The 19,364-nt window shown below is 51.2% G+C and carries 10 protein-coding genes; 3 read left to right on the top strand and 7 right to left on the bottom strand.

Annotated features, from left to right (window positions below; all coding sequences use genetic code 11):
* Positions 1-704: 704 nt before the first annotated feature.
* Both BUF15_RS09085 and BUF15_RS09080 read right to left on the bottom strand, forming a co-directional pair.
* A complete protein-coding gene (locus tag BUF15_RS09085; protein ID WP_143170673.1) occupies positions 705-1,196 on the bottom strand; it encodes a cyclic nucleotide-binding domain-containing protein in 492 nt (163 codons plus the stop codon).
* A gap of 229 nt (positions 1,197-1,425) precedes the next feature.
* Positions 1,426-3,159 (bottom strand): sensor domain-containing diguanylate cyclase, encoded by a 1,734-nt coding sequence (locus BUF15_RS09080; protein ID WP_073613160.1) that lies wholly within the window; start codon positions 3,157-3,159, stop codon positions 1,426-1,428.
* A gap of 472 nt (positions 3,160-3,631) precedes the next feature.
* Between BUF15_RS09080 and BUF15_RS09070 the strand changes: the two genes are divergently transcribed.
* Positions 3,632-3,877 (top strand): hypothetical protein, encoded by a 246-nt coding sequence (locus tag BUF15_RS09070; protein WP_159441264.1) that lies wholly within the window; start codon positions 3,632-3,634, stop codon positions 3,875-3,877.
* A gap of 87 nt (positions 3,878-3,964) precedes the next feature.
* Here the strand turns inward: BUF15_RS09070 and BUF15_RS09065 are convergent, their stop codons facing one another.
* The 5 genes from BUF15_RS09065 to BUF15_RS09040 all read right to left on the bottom strand — a co-directional run bounded on the left by BUF15_RS09065 (position 3,965) and on the right by BUF15_RS09040 (position 13,093).
* On the bottom strand, positions 3,965-4,390 hold the full coding sequence (locus BUF15_RS09065; protein ID WP_073613157.1) for an ArsC/Spx/MgsR family protein: 426 nt from the start codon (positions 4,388-4,390) through the stop codon (positions 3,965-3,967).
* 811 nt (positions 4,391-5,201) lie between these two features.
* Complete coding sequence (locus BUF15_RS09055) at positions 5,202-9,176, bottom strand: VWA domain-containing protein (protein ID WP_073613155.1); 3,975 nt, start codon at positions 9,174-9,176, stop codon at positions 5,202-5,204.
* 119 nt (positions 9,177-9,295) lie between these two features.
* The gene (locus BUF15_RS09050; protein WP_073613154.1) at positions 9,296-10,084 is read right to left on the bottom strand and encodes a substrate-binding periplasmic protein; all 789 of its coding nucleotides are present in this window, start codon (positions 10,082-10,084) and stop codon (positions 9,296-9,298) included.
* A gap of 192 nt (positions 10,085-10,276) precedes the next feature.
* Positions 10,277-11,980, bottom strand: a complete 1,704-nt coding sequence (locus BUF15_RS09045) for a hypothetical protein (RefSeq protein ID WP_073613153.1) — start codon at positions 11,978-11,980, stop codon at positions 10,277-10,279.
* 93 nt (positions 11,981-12,073) lie between these two features.
* The gene (locus BUF15_RS09040; RefSeq protein ID WP_073613152.1) at positions 12,074-13,093 is read right to left on the bottom strand and encodes a BMP family lipoprotein; all 1,020 of its coding nucleotides are present in this window, start codon (positions 13,091-13,093) and stop codon (positions 12,074-12,076) included.
* 342 nt (positions 13,094-13,435) lie between these two features.
* Between BUF15_RS09040 and gltB the strand changes: the two genes are divergently transcribed.
* Positions 13,436-17,896 carry a glutamate synthase large subunit gene (gene gltB, locus BUF15_RS09035; protein ID WP_073613151.1) on the top strand — a complete coding sequence of 1,487 codons (4,461 nt, stop codon included), beginning with the start codon at positions 13,436-13,438 and terminating at the stop codon, positions 17,894-17,896.
* A 17-nt stretch (positions 17,897-17,913) separates the two neighbouring features.
* Positions 17,914-19,335 (top strand): FAD-dependent oxidoreductase, encoded by a 1,422-nt coding sequence (locus BUF15_RS09030; protein WP_073613150.1) that lies wholly within the window; start codon positions 17,914-17,916, stop codon positions 19,333-19,335.
* Positions 19,336-19,364: the final 29 nt, after the last annotated feature.

Below are 19,364 nucleotides of genomic sequence, written 5' to 3'. Positions count from 1 at the left end.
ATGTTCAACTTGTTTTCATCCTGAAACTGCCCTTTGGGACGATATCTTCCTTATGCTCTAAATTGTATACTTAGAGGCAAACGAAGATCCTGATATTGGTTGTATGTCTGTGGTAAAAATTTCTCTTACTCCTGAATTGTGACTAAAAGATCGAGTCTTGGGATGAAAAGAAATTGTATTTTCTGACAAAATGAACGTGTCATCGATAACTACCACATGGAGTTATGCAGGTATGGTGCCAGGAGTGTGATAAAAGGAATTGTTACTCGTGTTATTTGTTATAAAAAGAGAAAATTCGTAATCGGATGCAAAGATGATGGTTTACGCCAATAACTAAAACGTAACTCGATTTCATATGTGAAATTCGATAGAAGGCTGAAGTACAGAATTGTAAATCAACCCTCGTTATCAGGCTCCGCGTTTGTAACCGATGATCAGGGGCCGAATCTGTCTGCAAATAAATGATTAAAATTTTATCTCATGGAAAACAACGCTCAGGCAGAAACAGGAGGAATGTACGAAGAATCATGTTTTGGTCGGAACAGATCGTAAACCGGGACAATCGTCAATACTTTGATCCATGAACTGGGCACTGCAGATGGTTTAGCCACAGTGCAGTATTACCTGCACTGTGAAAGTTCTGATACTCCAGTTCAGCAAGAGGCAGAGAATATGGCATTACGCCAATACTGCGAACGAGATGTCTATGTGAGAAGACTTGGCTCGATGGATTCTGCGAACCGTCCTGAAGTTTTGCGAAGATGATTACAGAGAATTATTGCTAACTTTCTCAGTAGTTTTGTTCCACATCGGGGGTATTGGTCAACCAGCATATCAAAGCTTTTCCTGGAAAGAACAAATACGGAGGATGGCTCGATGGCGGTCGCTGAAGCGGATCTTGCTTCCTGGTCGATGAGTGCCATTTCTCCAAGGGTATCACCACAGGTTAGGGAGGCAAGAGAAACAGGGGTCTCCATTTCTGTGTGTTTTGTGATTTCAATGCGACCATCTATGATTATCGCGAAAAAATCACCATTGTCTCCCTGATGGAAAAGCGCTTCATCCTCTACGAGGGAGCGAATTTTGGCATGTTTCATCAGGATGTCGATTTCATCATCTGACAGGTTGGAGAAAAGCTCTATCTGTCGCACATTTTGCCGAATAGTAGAAGATATTGTACCCGGTTGTATAGTCACGCCTTCACCTCTGTTAATTTCACCGTCTGTTGTCTCTTGAGAATATCAATCAGCCACGTTTCACTTGTTTATTCATGCCAGTCTTGTCTTAGGATAAGGGAATGTTCCTCCAATTGTCAAATTGGTCCATTGCTTGGATATCCATCTGGCTGAAGTTAAAGGTGCAACTAAGATTTTGAAAACATGTTCGATTACACGTCATAAACAGCCATATGCTGTTGTCTATGCTTCAGATCTGAATGCCTTCAATACGATTCCGCCCCTTCTCTTTGGCTCGGTAAAGGGATTGATCAGCAAGGGTGATGAATTGTCGGAGGGGAGTTTTTTGGCAGTTGGTAAGAGTGCATATTCCCAGGCTGACTGTTACCACGGGAGCCACCGTCGAACCTTCGTGGGGTATGTTAAGCTGCTCGATGTTGGTGCGGATCCGTTCGGCGATCTCACAGGCAGAATTATGAGAACTGTTACTGAGGATGGCTATGAATTCCTCGCCACCGTATCTGGCGGCAAAGTCTGATGTTCTGTGCAATGACTCGGAGAGTGTGCGAGCCACCTCTTTCAGGCAGTCATCTCCGGCAAGGTGGCCATACCGGTCATTGTACTTCTTAAAGAAATCGATGTCCAAGATGATGAGAGAAAGGGGAAAGTCGCTGCGAGCGGCCAAGTTGTATTCATGTAGGAGGTATTCATCCAGTTTGCGGCGATTGGCAATTCCGGTCAACCAGTCCTGATTGGAGAGAGCCTCCAGCTGTCGGGTTCGCTCCTCAACCTTTTGCTCAAGGCTGGTGTTGACAGTCTCCAGTTCTTTGTTGGTCTTGTTAAGATCGGTCATATACTGCCTGATCTGAGTGAGCATTTTATTGAAGATGGTGGTCAGTCTGCCGATTTCGTCACCACGTCTGGTGACGATTTGTACATCGAAGTGCCCGTCTATCACACGTTCGGTGGCGCGGATCAGGCCGGTGATCGGTCGCAACAGAAGTCTGCTGTACCAGAGCGAAATGCAGACCGCAAAAATGAGAATACAGAGAGCCGTTAGCGTCAGCTGTTTTTTCATCTGTTCGATGGGCTTGATCAGTTCGTCTATGTAGACACCGCTACACACATACCAGTCCATCGGTTTGAAATATTTATAGATGACAATCTTTTCCCGCGGCGCAGATTCCCCCGGATTCTTCCAGGGATAGATGATGGTGCCATTTTTATTCTTGATGATCTCCTGAATGAAGTAATTTCCCTGTGAGTCAACTGAGTCGTAAATACTGGTTCCTTCCAGTTTGGGGTGGATGACCAGCTCCCCCCGTGAATTCATCACATACAAATATCCGGTTTCGCCCAGAACGATGGACAGAATGTTGTTTTTAAAGTCGTCGACATTCACCAGTGAGGTGAATTCCGATTTATAAGAAGAGACTGAGATAATAGCCTGCCATTTGTCGAAATATGACATATAAAGCACTTTGTCTCTGGGAAGAGGATCTGACGGATTCTTCCATGAATACTCCATGTAACCGTTTTTTTTATCGATCTGTTCTTTTATGAAGGTATAGTTCGATAGATCCGAGCCCTTCATGAGCGGATGGACCATAAGGGTGCCGTCAGTATCGACGACATAGGTATAGCCGGTTTCACCGATGGTTTGACCTAGGAAAATTTCCTCGACTTCCGCCTTAGCCGCTGTCTCGCTGAGCTCTCCAGACTCCACTCGTTTGAAGTACATTTCCATCAGCTTCCTGTCCTGCTCGGCAATGGCCCGCAAATGGTTTCTGATTGAAGTATTGATTGTCGAATCAATCAGGTTGTACGTTGAATCGGTCAGGGTGCGGAGGTTGGTCATGACCAGATCGATATTCAGCTGATTGGTGATCCGGTAGCTGATGACCCCAACAAGACCGATGCAGAGCACACACAAGGATATGAAAAGGACCAGGATCTGAGTGGAAAAGCCGATGGGTTTTTTCATGTCATCATGTGCGCGTCGAATAGGGATTTAAGAGTATGAGGATCTTTTTCTATACTTGCCGGTTATTGAAAAAACAGCTGTTCCAAGCAACAACTTCTTTATCTGTAACCTTTCAATTTCAAGTAGAAATGGTTTGTCAGGTTTCAAGAAAACGTCTCTCTGTAATGAGATACTTGCAGCGCACTGCACCGTACCGGGGATATCCGTTTGCATCTTTCAGCTCTCTTGTCATGAGAGGAGGGCGAAAGCCGTATTGAGCCGAACTCTCAAAGAGGGATATTGACCTTCCTTGATCCAGTGCTCTAAACACGTTAGTCTGAATGGATACGCAATCCTGAAGGCATTACGCAAAAACCGGATGAATCATATTTACTAGAATAGCAGATATTCGTTCTTGGTTCTTGGTCGATATGCGTTAAACATAAGAATGTGACAAAAAAACTGAGACGGAAACGGAGATAACAACATGTTCATGACCGCCAACAGAATCAAGATTGAAGGCAAGCCGTTGTTAAAGCTTAATATCCATGACTTCGATAAAGACGATATTTCGTTTTTAGATAGTCTCGGAATTGACCAACTTGAAGCCGACTCAACCAATTGGAGATATATCTACATCCACAGTCAGGAAGATTTTCTCAGAACCCGTTCTGCAATCCTTGAGAGATATAGGGTTCTCGAAGAAAAAGGGCCCAGGGTTTTCCTGGAAGCGAAATAGGCAAGAGCTTCACCCTTCACTCAAATATTATCCAGGTATTAATGGATTACCTGCATATACTCCTTTTAATCCACCCTAAAGGCAATGTCAGGCAGGCTTCTTGCGATCATCACACGAGAGCGCTTTAAGATTCGGACAGGTCACGACATCATCTGTTCCATCCCATGAGCCCAGGTACGGTTTAAGACGTTCGTCGGTAAAACCCTGGATCGAGAGGCCATCAACGCGAATGAGTGGGCGTTTAATGAGTATTGGCGTTTTGATCATGAGGGAAATGGCCTCATCGTAGTGCAGGTCAGCAGGCACTATCTCTCCTTTTTTGATTGCCGGAGCGGTGTGATTCATGATTTGGGATGGTTGTTTCCCTTCGACAAACGGGAAGAGTTCCTCTCGACTCCATGGGTGTTCCAATATGTTCACACAATCGAGAGCATTTCCGGCATCTAATAGAATTCGCTTTTGTTTTTCCCCATTGATGCAGCCCGGTTTTTCGAAGAATTGGATAAAAGCCATGTTGTCTCCTTTTTTGAGTATCGTTAGCTTTAAGAATCGCCTGCCCCGTCAATCTCTTTGCGATTCAGCCAGTCCGTCCAACTTCCCTATCCAGCTGCAGGCTCCACAGCAAATATTGTGTTGATCAATATCCCCATCGCGAAAAGAATTGGTGGGTGATTGAATAACCTGAACAGCGCCTTCAGCCGTAACCTTAAAAATTGTTTTCGGCCCGGTTTTAGAGGTCAGAAAATATTCTGACCCACAGCTTGGGCAGATCAGTTGCGCCATGATTGTTTCCCCCTGATTTGAACCTCATCGCCTATATAGACTGTCATTCATGGAATTGTATTTTACAAATTTTGAGCCATTTTGAATTGTTTGGTTTATTGTGATAAAAAATCAAAACATTACTAGACGTTGTGGAAGGGGTCGGAGCGGGGCGAGCTGCAGCAGGGTTGTGTCATCTCCTACAAAAAAGAAGAAAAATTCCAGAAATGACAGGTTCTAGAGCTACTTGTTTTTCGATAGATACGGAGTTGTCATTTCATGCTTCATGCTACCTTATGTCTGTTTGGCTATCTTCGATAATGATGCAATGTGAGATGAGTGCAATCGTCCAAAAAAATAGACACCTTCTTATCTCAATCTGAAAAGTAACTGAAAATGTTTACACGCCGGTGTTCCGGACTTTGGGGGAATATCTCGTTTACAGTCATGGCGATAGTGGTCGTGGTTTTTCTGGTCCTGCTCGATTCACCTCTCAGTGACGAGAACTGGAACAGACGCACCGGTCTGACGTGTCTGACGCTATCGCTCCCTCAATGTCGCTCTACCGGTTTTCCACCGGTGGCAACACCTGCACTCCAATCTTTGGTCCGTCCTTGGTCACGCGCAGTTGGGTGATTTTGCCCTGATCTACCAGGACTGCTTCCTCAATCAGCTCTCCCTTGGGCGTATTCATCACAATCTTGTAATAGCCGGCGGGCAGACGTAATTCTTCACCCGCTACTCCTCTGGCGATTTCCCTTCCCCCTGAATCACGAACAGTAAAGGGGATGGCCAGAGTTTGGGCAATGGCTTTTTCAAGGCCTTGCCGGTCGGCGGCGCTGAGATATCGTCCTCCACCCGCCTCGGCGACCTTCTGCATCTCAGCCTGGGTTGTGGGATCTTTGACCGTAAAGCCCACGACATGAAGGCGCACATCCAGTCCCTGAGCTTGCAGATCCTCAACGGTCTTGACCAGGTCGCCGCCGCATTCTTCCTTGCCATCGGTAACGAGAATGATGGTCTTCTCACCTTTTTTTTCACCGAAGTCCTTGGCGGTTTGTAAAAGCGAATAGGCAATGGGGGTGGTGCCCAATGGTTTCACGGCCTGGATCTGGCTGATGAGACGAGCCTTATCCAGTCTACCAAAAGGATAGATGAGTTCCGTGTCCTGGCAGTCGCCTTTTTTTCCTTCACGCACCCGATGCCCATAGACCCTGAGCGCAATCTCGACATCTGCCGGCAGTCCCTGAACAAGTTCACTCAAGACATCTTTGGCGACAGCCATCCTGGTTTTATCGCCAAGTTTCTCTTTCATGGAACCGCTACCGTCAAGGACAAGTTCAATGCTGGGCGGGGTGGCCACCTGGGCGATACGTTCGCCTTCTGTTTTGACGATCAACGAGCCCGGTTCAATCGTCCAGGTTGGTTTCAGGTAATAGGTGGTTCCCGCCATCAGCTCGCGAGCGATCTGTTGGTAGGCGTCGACCAATTGCTCGGCATTTGGGATAAAGATAAACCGGCCGCCGGCAGCTTCTGCGATGTGACGCAGCAGGTGGGCTCCGCTCATACCTGTTTCCGGATTATTGACCTTTAACTCGCCGCCGAGACCGACGGTGAACATGCGCACTGAGTTCTTGTCCAGAACATCCCAGAATTGTGGAGGCGTCAAGATGCTGCCCATGTCCGCCCCATCCGTCATGACCACCATGGCGCCGACCCCTTCGGTATCCCCCAGAAGCTTGATGCCTTTTTCAATCGCATCATAGAGCCGGGTGGCCATTTCTGTCTTGAATCTCCCTGAGACCGCGGCAAGAAGCTGGCTTTTGTCGCTGGTAAATCCTTTGGTCAGGACATGGATATTGTTGTTGAAGGCGATAAGGCTCAGCTTTTCACTTGGCTGCACATTCTCCAGAAAACCTATGACCGCCTGCTGCAAAAGGTCGGCGTGGGTCGCCATGCTGCCACTCACATCCCAGGCCAGCACAAGGTTGGCAGGAGTCGATTCAGCTTCAAGCAGGTATTGGCCCGGTTCAACAAACCAGGACACAATTGTCTGATGGCTTGCGTTTCGCCGTGGCTGAAAAACCGCTACCGTATCACCATTTGTGTTCTTCAAGGTGAGCTTGGTCCGCAAAAAGGGTAACCCCATCAGTTCCAGGTTCAGCATGCCCGGTTGGTCGCCCTGAAGTTGAAGAGAATAATAGTGGACCTGGTCGTACTCGTCGAATGTAGCCTTGACTTGCTTCCCAAGCTCCAGCAAAGGTGGTTCTTCAGGCGACAGTGCTGGTTGTACTGAAGAGGTCACCAGCGACGGGTCCAGCTCTGGCGGCGCCCATGTTGCAGAGGTGAGTGGTGTAACGGCTCGCTGTAGAAGAGAGGTGTATCCGGCTTCCTGCCCTTCGAATATCGAGATTTTGCCAAGGCTGGTGTTCTTGCCGCCATGGTTTTCAAGAATGCGCAGTTTTATGAAGCGAGCTCGATGGTTGACGGGAATGGCCGAAGCCTCACCGTCCATTGGGAGTTCGACCCTCGCGGTTTCAACAAAACCTTCGGTGGGGCTTGCGGAGGAAACCAGTACAGCAACTTCCTTAGGTCGGGATGTGGGGTCGTCATAACCGGAATCGAGTTTGAGCTCTACTCTGTCTATCAGGGCTTCTCCGTCATCACGGAGGCAGAAGGTGAATTCCTGTGGGAGATTCTGATCCTCTGAGCGCCACCCTTTCCCGTCCGGATGTTCTTTGAGGAGCCGCACGGCCTCACCGCCATGACTCTCTGAGGTGTAACGCAGAACAGATCCACCGAAAGCCGGAATTGCAAGGTCAATTGGCCCATCTTTTACGATGGAATCCGGGCCGGGTTTTTCGAGAATTTCGACTTCAGCCAATTGGGTTCGACGGGTACCGCCGTAATTGGAGGCGATGACCAGTTTGAGATATTTGGCATGAACGGTTTGGAGCGGAATAAAATGTTTGTCGGCAACAGGTCTGAGGCGCCTTGTCGCAACCTTGGTATAGCCGGCGTCAGCTGCAGTTGTTGAGACCCATACCTCAACCAGGCGGGGAAGACTCTGCAAACATTTTTCATCGCCAGGGCATGAGCCGCCATCAACAATCACACCTTCCAGTTGCGCTTTCCGTTCGTGAGAAAAGGAAAAAACTAACTCTTGGGGAAAGCTGCGATCTGATGACGCCCAGCCACACGAAGGTTTACAGTCTTCACCGCCGAAACCAAAACCGTCGATGAGTCCCTGTTTTGCCCAGGTTGAACTGTTGGATTCAGATGTCGCTGAGATGACGGTACCTCCCAGCCCCGCGAGGGCTATATTGATTCCTTGCGGAGGTGCCATCTCTTCAAGCAGAAGAGCAGTTTCTTCGGGAGACTGAATGCTGAATTCTGTCTCGGCCAGGGGCTTTCTATCCTTGGCAACTGTAACGCGGTATGTCCCCGGGAAAAAGCCGCCATAAGGGGGAGGAAAAACCGCGGTGTTCCAGTTGCCCACCCTTAAGACTTCCTTGGAGTCAGCCAGTTTCACACCTGCCGGCAAACCTTCCACCTGTTTGGCAAACCATTGTACAGCGACTAAATCTTTCAGGTTGGGGTCAGTGCTGCGCATTGCCAGATAAATTTTCGCATCATTGGATTGAAATATTGCGGGAGTCTCGGTTGGCGTCTTGCTGCTATCCACCTGTCGGGCACAGACAATTTCAATACCGCCTGCTCGTATCACTTGAGCTTCTGAAGAAGGTAGAGGATTGTCTGAATTTGCGGTTGAAGGTGGTGAAGCGTCTGAAGCTGGCTTGCTCTGATTGCTTTCATAGGAGGTGGCAGCAGGTTCTGGAAAAGTCGTTTGTGGAGAGTTGTTCTGGCTGGCTACCGGGTCCTGATTGTTTGTTGCGGTCTCTTTGGCTGCTGCAGTTGGGTCCGTGGTTGATGGGTTCAACTCCTTGTCAAAGAATGTACCGATCACCTCGATTCCGGCTTTTGCACTTTCTGGACCTTCCGTGGTGGCAAAGACTCTGGTCAGTGCTTCTGAAACTGTTTCGTCACCTGAAGTACTCTCAGCATTGTTGGACTGAACCGCGTTGGGACCTGCAGCAGCCACAGCAGGCGTAACAATGAAATTCAGGGTCTCATCTTCTTGGCCGGCAACTGTTAACACCACCTGATATCGGCCCTGCATCAGGCCACCTTCCGGCGCTTTGAAAGGGACAAATTTGGTCTGATTGGTGCTGAGTGCAAGCATGTCGCTGGCTAACCGTTGATTATTGCCGCTATTTGCATCAGGCAACCGTTCCCATCTGAGATTCACCAGTACACTGTCTTCATAGCTTGAGGTGACAGCCAGCATAAAGCCGTTGCCTCCTGCCCTCAGGTTCTCAATTTTCTGGAATTGACCGGTGACCAGATCGGCCTCGGTGCAGAGTACTGCCTCAAGTTTTGCAGCAACAGCATTTCCCTGAGTGACAATGAGAATGGCAAGCAATTGGAGGAGAAAAGAGAGACTGAACAGCTTTGTCATAAGTAATCGTCCGATCATTATGGCCTCCTATGGCGTTGAATTCGTATGTCGACTTGCTCAAGGAGCCCTTTGATAACCATTGAGGATGTAACAAGAGGCGCATCATTTTCGAAAAGTGCGCTTACGCCGGATGAGCTTCATTGAAGGTATTTATTGTAAATATTGTCAAAGGTTCCATCCTGCTTCATCGCAGCAAGTGCCTTATGATATGCTCTGATAATTTCCGAATAGTCATGTTTTTTTGTAAACGCCAAGTAGCTAGGTATCGACTCGACACTCGGAGAAAGCTCTTTTATTTCATCCAATACCCCGATTTCTTTCGCACCACGAATAAATACATGTCTGTAACTTGGCGCAAGATCAACTCGGCCGTTAACAAGCATCTTTACCACGCTTTCGACGCTGTTTGTTGCAGTTATGTTTTCCCAGATTCCATCGTGTATTGCTGCATCTATTTTTTCGCCATAGCTGGTTTTCCGAATAATTCCGATTGGAATATGTTTAAATTTGTTCAAATCACCTTCAAATGTGATTGATGAGTCTTTTCTGGCAAAAAAAGATTCTACCTGCGTGATGATTGGGCTTTCTGTGTAGGTAAGAAAAGATTCTCGTTCCGGTAACTTGAAAACTGAGAATATGCCATCAACATTGCCATTGCTCACTTCGCTCAACGCGCGTGCCCAAGGCATTAATTGAATTTCGATTGGATATCCGGCTCTTCGGAACGCTTCAGTAATGACATCGACAAGAATGCCAGTGAGCTTTCCATTGTCGATATAGGCGGTAGGGATGCTATCTGCAGCAACTAAAACGAGTTTTTCAGCATAAAGGTTGTTTGTTGTAACTAAAGTCAGGAGTGTTATGAAAAAAACAATGAGGCGTATACGCCTTTCTCGGCTTACTAATCTCAGAAATGGTAGCGACATTCTGTCATTCCAATATTTTCAGTAGATTGCAAATCGGCTTTATTTGTTGGTTAGATATGTCGTACAATACATTTTTTTGTTATCCAGATAAAGCGGCATTACCCATTTTTTTTCGATACCTGCACGCTCCCTGCGAGAGGAGGGGTGAAGAAGGGTTTGGCAAGCCTTTTCGTTCAAACTTGGCGTTAAAGATTATTTTTTCGGTGGATTTGTGGCATCCAGGTCGACGACCCAGTCTATCGTGAACTCTTTGTTTGCCGGCTCTTCATATGTTCTTTGGTAGGTCTTCTTCATGGCTCGCTGCTTTCCTTGGCCGCTGATGGTGATTTCGGCAGGATTTCGCATACCGCGCGAGAGGATGAAATGGGCGCCATTTACCGGGAATTCGATATATTTTACGGCAGGTACCGGTAACCCAAATGCCATATAGACCAAAATGAGCTGGTTTTTCAGTAAGTAACTTTCTATTTCCTTCACTGGTTCCATGAATTTGATGGCCACATTGTCACCTTCCATCTGGGCTTCGAGCGGAATATAGAATACCGATGGGATCAACAGATTGGTGAGCTGGCCAAGTCCCAGGCTGTCCTTATAGAGGGGTGGAAATGGCCCGGGTGTTATGGGTATCCTGGCAAGCAATTGTCCCGCCGCGGGAACCTCCATCACCTTTTCGATATCTTCCCAGAATGTATAGCTGGTCGCATTGCCAAATACCTCGCCCGTCATGCGTACCGCTCCGCCGCCGGGAGTGTTTTTGGGAAAGCGTAAGGTGAATGTTCCTTCTACTGTCGTGGAATACTTCCAATACGATTGGCCGAGATGCTTGAAATCAGCGGACATCGTCGCCTTGATTGGTCCCGAATAGACCCCACAGTATCGATTGAGCAGAACATCGGTATAGAGGGTAGCTGCATCATTGAGGAGTCCCACGATGCCGCTCAGCATGCCCGCTGTTTTCTGGGTGGCGCTTGCAAGCCCTTTGGCGCTGGCATCCCACAAGGCACAGCGCTCCGAGGATATTTGATTTAAGAGCAGGGGAATCCCTTTATCAATGGCCAGATTTATCACCACGCTCATGCCCTTGCCGTAAAATGCCAGACCATTGCTGGCCATGCGCATTCCTTCACCCGCGATATGAATCATTTCGCAAATGGACTGGGCCGCTTTCTGTTTAGGCAGCAGGCTTTTGAGTCGATCTATTTGCTGGTCCGCCTCGATGGTCCAGGCGGAGAGATCTTTGATAAATTCCGCTGCAGGCTGGCTGGCGAGCTCTTCCGGTGGAATATCCAGCGCCTCCGACATAGTTTTCAGATGAGGTCGTATTGTTGCTGCCTGGCTGTTCAGCTCTGTGAGTTGTGCGGTTATTTGGGCCGACGATTGCAGTAACTGTTTGCGCTCATCCGATGCCGGAAGGTTGTTGACACTTTCTTCGAGTGTATCGGCGTACTCAGTAAATGCCTGTCCCAGCTCTTCGAACTTCGAGGTCGCAAGCGAACTGATGTCACTGATGGCTTGTACCTGGAATGTGGTGGAGCCCGTTCCCGTACCGACAGGTGATTTGGCTGATACGGTATAGGTGCCGACTGTTTTCGTCTGGATGAAGTCTACCGAGAACGCTCCATGTGCATCACATTTCGTCGTCAGATTAACGGGTGTCGGTGCTTTGGAAGTTGTTCCACCGACGACCTTTTCTGGCGGTGGAGTGACCAGCAGGTTGACTATCACATAGTCTCCGGCTGTAACCGTGGTGCCGCTCAGCTTGACTGACATCCCCGGCAGCGCAATCTGTGGGGTTGCCACGAGTGTCATCGGCACACCGTCTTTTTCTTCGAGGGCAATAGACAAAGCGGGAATACATAACAGGCAGATCACTATGAGCGAACGCAGGCTTTTCAATGAATTCCTCATGATTGGTAGAGAATTATGAGCTGGTTACGGACCGAAGCCCTGCAACGATAATGGCAGGGAGAGAGTTTTTTTTGTCTCTCTCTATTCGCCTTTTTCAACGGACTCCTGGAGGGGATCAGCTATCGGTATCTCTCCGGCAATGATTTTTTCCCGGAGCTGCTCCAGTCTCTGCTGTATTTCTTTGGGGATGACCTCTCTTGTGTAGGTCATGTATGAGAGTGCTACACCGTTTTCTTTTAGGCCGAAGCGCTGGATGCCGCTGATAGGTTCTCCACGCATCAGCTTATCGAGAATTAAAGAGGTCGCCGTATCGAGCCGTTTCATAACACTGGTCAGCACATATCCCGGAGCCATGTGGTCCTGATCCGCATCTGCACCGATGGCAAAGAGCTTGCGTCGCCGAGCCGCCTGGATAATGCCCTGATTAGAGAGCCCTGCCGCGCCGAAGATAATGTCCACGTCGCTGTCATACAGCTTGTTGGCCATCGAGAAGCCGAGGCTGGGGCTGCTGAAACCGGCGAAGGCGTCCTGGTCCGAGGCGAGAAAAACATCGGAGATACGGACTTTCGGGTTGGCATAGAGCGCGCCTTGGTGGAAGCCGCTCTGAAAAGCCCTGATGACTGGCATATCCATGCCGCCGATAAAGCCGATTTTGTCATTTTGGGTCATCCAGCCAGCCAGTGCCCCGGCCAGAAATGCACCTTCATGCTGGGCGAAGACGCTGGAGATAACGTTTGGCACGCCGTCTACCGGGAAATCGTTGATGATATAGAAACGTTTCGGAGAGCGTAAAGCGTATTCTTTGATGAGATTACGGTATTGCCAGCCATTGACGACGATGATATCCGCGCCTCTCCTGAACAATTGCTCGAGTGCTTTTCGGCGGTCGTCATCCGAGCCACCGGTGCACTGCTCACGGATGAGCCGGAAGTTATGACGCGTTTTAGCCTCGATGAGACCTGTATAGGTCATGTCGTTGAATGACTCATCTCCAAGGCCGGAGGCCGGAACCAGAAAGCCGACAATGGTTGCGGCATGGCCGATTGAAGCGGGAAACGCGAGGAGGACAAGCAAGAGGAGGGTGAAGATGTTTTTTTTCACACTGATGATCCTGTATCAACCATGAGACCGCTTGAGTACCCTCAAGAAAAGGGGTACCCTTCTTTATCCGGAAATGCTGACCAACAGCGGGGTTGATACCCGCGCAGTCCGGGAAATCTGGTAAACAGGTGTCGACCGAGTTGCCGGATTTGGAAACTGTCGGTTCGCCATGAGTGCTACTATACCATCAGAATGATGACGAATCCACCTTCAGATGTGGTCTTGATGGAAATCATGTTTACGTTTTTCAACTCGTGCTCTTTTTCGCGAATTTTCATTCAATACTCAGACAATACAACCACCGGTGCCTAGTAACACCAAGCCAGTATGTGGAGGAGATAGATGGCCATCTATAACCAGGAACTTGATAAGGACAACTGCGGCTTCGGCCTGATCGCCCATATGGATGGGGAGGCGAGTCATCGGGTAGTACGGACGGGAATGCACGCTCTCGCCAGGATGGCCCATCGTGGCGGCATTGCCGCCGATGGTCGCACTGGTGACGGTTGTGGTCTGTTGCTGCAGAAACCCGACACCTTTTTCCAGGCCGTTGCCAAAGAGCAGGGCTGGACGCTCGGCAACCGGTACGCGGTGGGCATGCTCTTTCTCAGCCGGGATGAACAGCTGGCCGAGACGGCCCAACAGGTGCTGGACGACGAACTGGCACGGGAGACGCTCACCGTGGTTGGTTGGCGGGAGGTGCCGATCGATCCGTCCGTTCTTGGCGAACTGGCGAAAAAGAGTTTGCCGAGAATAGTCCAGGTTATCGTGAATGCTCCCTTTGCCTGGGGAGCCACCGATCTTGAACGACGGCTCTATATGGTGCGCCGCAGGGTCGAAAAACGGCTGGTGGATGACAGGGACTTTTACGTGGCATCCCTTTCCACCCTGGTGGTTGTGTATAAGGGGCTCTGCAGGCCGGTGGATCTGCCGAAGTTCTACCTTGATCTCGCGGATCTGCGCCTGCAGTCTTCGATCTGCCTCTTTCATCAGCGCTTTTCAACCAATACCCTTCCGCGCTGGGAGCTGGCTCAGCCCTTTCGTTTCCTGGCCCATAATGGTGAGATCAATACCATCACTGGGAACCGGTTGTGGGCGAAGGCACGCAGCTACAAATTTCGTTCGCCGCTACTGCCGGACTTGCAGGATGCCGCACCTTTCGTGAGTGATCGTGGCTCCGATTCCTTGTCCCTCGATAATATGCTGGAGCTATTTCTCGCTGGCGGCATGGGGCTGTTCCGGGCCTTCCGTCTGCTGATACCGCCCGCCTGGCAGAACCATCCCGACATGGATGAGGATCTGCGCGCCTTCTACGATTTCAACTCCATGCACATGGAGCCCTGGGACGGGCCGGCTGGGGTGGTGATGAGTGATGGGCGCTTTGCCGCCTGCGGTCTTGATCGCAATGGACTGAGGCCTGCGCGCTACGTCGTGACGAGAGACCGGCTTATTACCCTGGCCTCCGAGGTGGGCATCTGGGATTATGGTCCGGATGAGGTGGTGGAAAAAGGCAGGGTCGGCCCGGGAGAACTTTTTGTCATCGACACCCACACCGGCAAGCGCTGGGCCTCCTGGGATATCGATAAGGAGCTGAAGTCACAACATCCGTACCGCAAATGGCTTACCGCCAGCTGTATGCAGCTCACTCCCTTTGAAGAGCTGGCAGATGCTGTGCCGGAATTAGAACGAGACACCGATGATCTGCTCGTCAGCCAGAAGGTCTTTGGCTACAGCCGTGAAGAGATTGAGCAGGTGATTAGGGTGCTCGGCGAAACAGGTAAGGAAGCGATGGCCTCCATGGGCGATGATACCCCAATGGCAGTGCTTTCGGTAAAGAACCGCAGCCTCTATGACTATTTTCGCCAGAAATTCGCGCAAGTGACCAACCCACCCATCGATCCACTGCGCGAGCGGCACGTGATGTCGCTTGGCACCTTGATCGGCCGTGAACAGAACGTCTTCAACGAAACCCGAGGCCATGCCCGGCGGGTGTCGTTTCGTTCGCCGGTGCTGGTGCGGAGCGATTTCGAGCAGTTGCTGCAGCTGGATGAACAGCATTATCGGAATGTGGTGTTGAGCCTCAACTACCCTGAAAACTCGGGGCTTGATAATGCCATCGTCGCTCTGTGCGACCGGGCGTTTGAAGAAGCACGAAACGGGGCTGTGCTGTTGGTGCTCTCTGATAGGGATATCGCTGAGGGCACGGTGCCGATTCCCGCCGCCATGGCGGTTGGTGCGGTTCAGCGAACGCTTGTGGAAAATAATCTGCGCTGTGACACCAATATCATCGTGGAAACTGGCAGCGCCCGTGACCCACACCAATTCGCGGTTCTGCTTGGCTTTGGCGCTACTGCCATTTATCCCTATCTGGTTTATGAGACTCTGGGAGCCCTGGTGAAAAACGGTGTGGTAGCAATGGAACTGCGCGAGGTCATCACCAACTACCGAAAAGGCATCAACAACGGGTTGTTGAAAATCATCTCCAAGATGGGAATCTCTACCATCGCTTCCTACCGGAATTCGCGGTTATTTGAGGCGGTTGGTCTTGACGACTGTGTTACCGACCTCTGTTTTCGCGGGGTAGCGAGCCGGATTAGCGGGGCGGATTTTGACGATTTTCACGAAGAGCAACGAGCCCGCTCACGCTACGGCTGGCAGGCCCGCCATCGGCCGCTTCCCCCTGGTGGCCTGATAAAATATGTGCATGGCGGCGAGTACCACACCTTTAACCCGGACGTGGTCCAGACCCTGCAGCGGGCAGTACGTTCCGGCGATTATGCGGTGTATCGTGAATATTCCCGGCTGGTCAATCAGCGGCCGGTGGCGACCATTCGGGATCTGCTCAAAATAAAAACAACCGGTACACCGGTAGCGATTGATGAGGTCGAGCCGGCAGAGAACTTCTATCGCCGCTTTGACTCCGCAGCTATGTCCATCGGGGCGCTCAGCCAGGAGGCCCACGAGGCGCTGGCCATCGCCATGAACCGGTTGGGCGGATTTTCCAACAGTGGCGAGGGAGGGGAAGACCCTGCCAGGTTTGGCACCGAGAAGGTGTCGCGGATCAAGCAGGTCGCTTCGGGGCGCTTTGGTGTAACACCGGCCTATCTGGTCAATGCCGATGTGTTGCAGATCAAGATGGCGCAAGGGGCCAAGCCCGGTGAAGGCGGGCAGTTGCCAGGGCATAAGGTGACGCCGCAGATCGCCCAGCTGCGCTATTCAATCCCCGGGGTGACCCTTATTTCTCCGCCGCCCCATCACGATATCTATTCCATTGAAGATCTGGCCCAGCTTATCTTCGATCTCAAACAGGTGAATCCCAAGGCACAGGTGAGTGTCAAACTGGTCTCTGAACCGGGCGTTGGCACAATCGCCACCGGCGTTGCCAAGGCCTATGCCGATCTGATCACCATCTCCGGTTATGATGGCGGTACCGGTGCAAGTCCACTTACCTCGGTAAAGTATGCGGGCAGCCCCTGGGAGATCGGCCTGGCCGAAACCCAGCAGGCATTGGTGGCCAACGGATTGAGGCATAAGGTGCGGTTGCAGGTGGATGGAGGGCTGAAGACCGGGCTGGATATCGTCAAAGCCGCAATCCTGGGTGCCGAGAGTTTTGGTTTTGGTACAGCACCGCTTATTTCCCTGGGCTGCAAATTTTTGCGTATCTGCCATCTCAACAACTGCGCCACTGGTGTGGCGACCCAGGACGAGACGCTCAGGCGTAAATACTTCCAGGGGCTACCGGAGATGGTGATGAACTATTTCACCTTTGTGGTTCGGGAAACCCGGGAGATCATGGCGGAACTCGGTGTGACCCGTCTGGTTGATCTGATCGGCCGTACCGATCTGTTGGAGGAGCTGTCCGGCACCACCGCCAAACAACGGCGGTTGAAACTTTCTGATATCACCGCACCGGTAAAAGCAGCGGCCACGACCAGTCTCTATCATGGCGAGCTGAATATGCCCGCTGATCCCGGCAATCTCAATCTCCGGTTGGTAGAGGAGCACAGGGAGGCGGTCGAACAGCTGCGGGGCGGCCGGGGCAGCTATCAGGTCCGCAACACCGATCGTTCTGTCGGGGCACGGCTTTCCGGCATGATCGCCAAAATGCACGGCAACGGGGGCATGGACCATGCGTCTATCGACCTCGAATTTTCCGGCACCGCAGGACAAAGCTTCGGTGCCTGGAACGCCGGAGGTCTGAACATGGTGCTCACCGGAGATGCCAATGATTATGTGGGCAAAGGGATGGCCGGCGGCAAGCTGGTGATTCGCCCGCCGATGGGTGTCTCGTATAAATCGCACGAGGCGGCCATCATCGGCAACACCTGTCTGTATGGCGCCACCGGAGGTAGACTCTATGCGGCAGGTCGGGCTGGTGAACGTTTTGCGGTCAGGAACTCAGGGGCAAAAGTGGTGGTTGAAGGCATTGGTGACAACGGCTGTGAATACATGACCGGCGGAGTGGTGACAGTTCTCGGTCGTACCGGCGTCAATTTCGGGGCGGGCATGACAGGTGGTTTTGCTTATGTGCTCGATGAAGATGGCAGGTTGGCCAACAGAACCAACACGGAACTGGTGGAATTGGTAGATCTCCAGGGCCGCGAGCTTTTGCTTGAGCACTTGCGTGGCATCATCAGCCGTCATTTCAGTGAGACCGGCAGTCTTCGGGCTGAGCAGATCCTCACCGAGTTCGACAGCTATGGACCGAAATTCAAGTTAGTGAAGCCCATTACCAGTGATCTTGCGACGCTGCTTGGACATCGGGGCAGTTCTCCCAAAGAGTTGATGGCTAATACCCTGTAACGAGAAGAGAGAAAATCATGAACAAGAACCTTTATCAGTTCATTGAAGTTGATCGGGTTGACCCGCCCAGAAAAAAAATAGAGCAGCGCAAAAGCGATTTTGTCGAAATCTATGAGCCGTTTCGCAAGGCCCAGGTCCAGATGCAGGCAGATCGCTGCCTTACCTGTGGCAATCCCTACTGTGAGTGGAAATGTCCGGTGCACAACTACATTCCCGACTGGCTGATGCTGGCCAACGAGGGACGGATCGAGGAGGCGGCGGAACTTTGCCACCAGACCAACAGCCTGCCGGAGGTGTGTGGCCGGGTTTGTCCTCAGGATCGGCTGTGTGAAGGAGCCTGTACCCTCAATAGCGATTTTGGTGCGGTTACCATCGGCGCCATCGAAAAGCATATTGTCGATACCGCTTTTGCCCGGGGCTGGCGGCCTGATCTGAGCAAGGTGGTGAAACATAATCTGAAAGTTGCGGTAGTGGGGGCGGGCCCGGCAGGGCTGGCCTGTGCTGATGTGCTGGTGCGTAACGGGGTGTCGCCGGTGGTTTTCGATCGGCATCCGGAGATTGGCGGCTTGCTTACCTTCGGTATCCCGTCGTTCAAGCTCGAAAAACGGGTGCTGCAGCTCCGGCGGGAGATCTTTACGGAAATGGGTGTGGAGTTTCGGCTCGGAGTGGAAATCGGCAGCGATATGGAGTTTGAAAAGTTGCTGGCCGACTATGATGCGGTATTTGTCGGCATGGGCACCTATAGCAATGTGCGTGCTGGTTTGCCAGGTGAGGATTTAGCCGGAGTATACGATGCGTTACCTTTTCTTATCGGTAATACCGACAAGTTGATGGGCTGGTCACGACCGCTCTACCCATATGTGGATATGGCCGGGAAGCGGGTGGTGGTGCTGGGTGGCGGTGATACCGCTATGGACTGTGTACGTACCTCGGTTCGGCAGGGTGCCGATACGGTGACCTGTGCTTACCGGCGTGATGAACAGAATATGCCGGGTTCGCGGCGCGAAGTGAAAAATGCTCGGGATGAAGGGGTGGAGTTTCTCTGGAACCTACAGCCGTTGAGCCTCACGGCGGGCAGTGATGGTCGGGTGAAAGGGGTGGAGGTTGTCACCACCCAGTTGGGCGAGCCGGATGAAAATGGCCGCAGTCGACCGGAACCGGTGATCGGTACCCAGCAGGTACTGCCGGCCGATGCGGTGATCATGGCCTTTGGTTTCCGGCCGAGCCCGCCGGCCTGGTTGGAAGAGCACGGGATATCGCTCTCAGATCGACGACTCATTGTGGCCGATGAAAATAGCCTGCATCCCTTCCAGACCACCAATCCCAAAGTCTTTGCAGGTGGTGACGGGGTGCGTGGCTCCGATCTCGTGGTGACCGCCATCGCCGAAGGCCGAAAAGCGGCTGAAGGGATTATGACCTATCTGGGGCTGCCTTTTTAACAGCAGGAAACCCCAGTTTTGACATAGAG

Origin of the sequence: Desulfopila aestuarii DSM 18488 (assembly GCF_900143695.1) — a bacterium.
Taxonomy (GTDB): Bacteria; Desulfobacterota; Desulfobulbia; order Desulfobulbales; family Desulfocapsaceae; genus Desulfopila; species Desulfopila aestuarii.
Note: the sequence above shows the minus strand (reverse complement) of the source record. Positions and strands in the feature narration are given on the sequence as shown.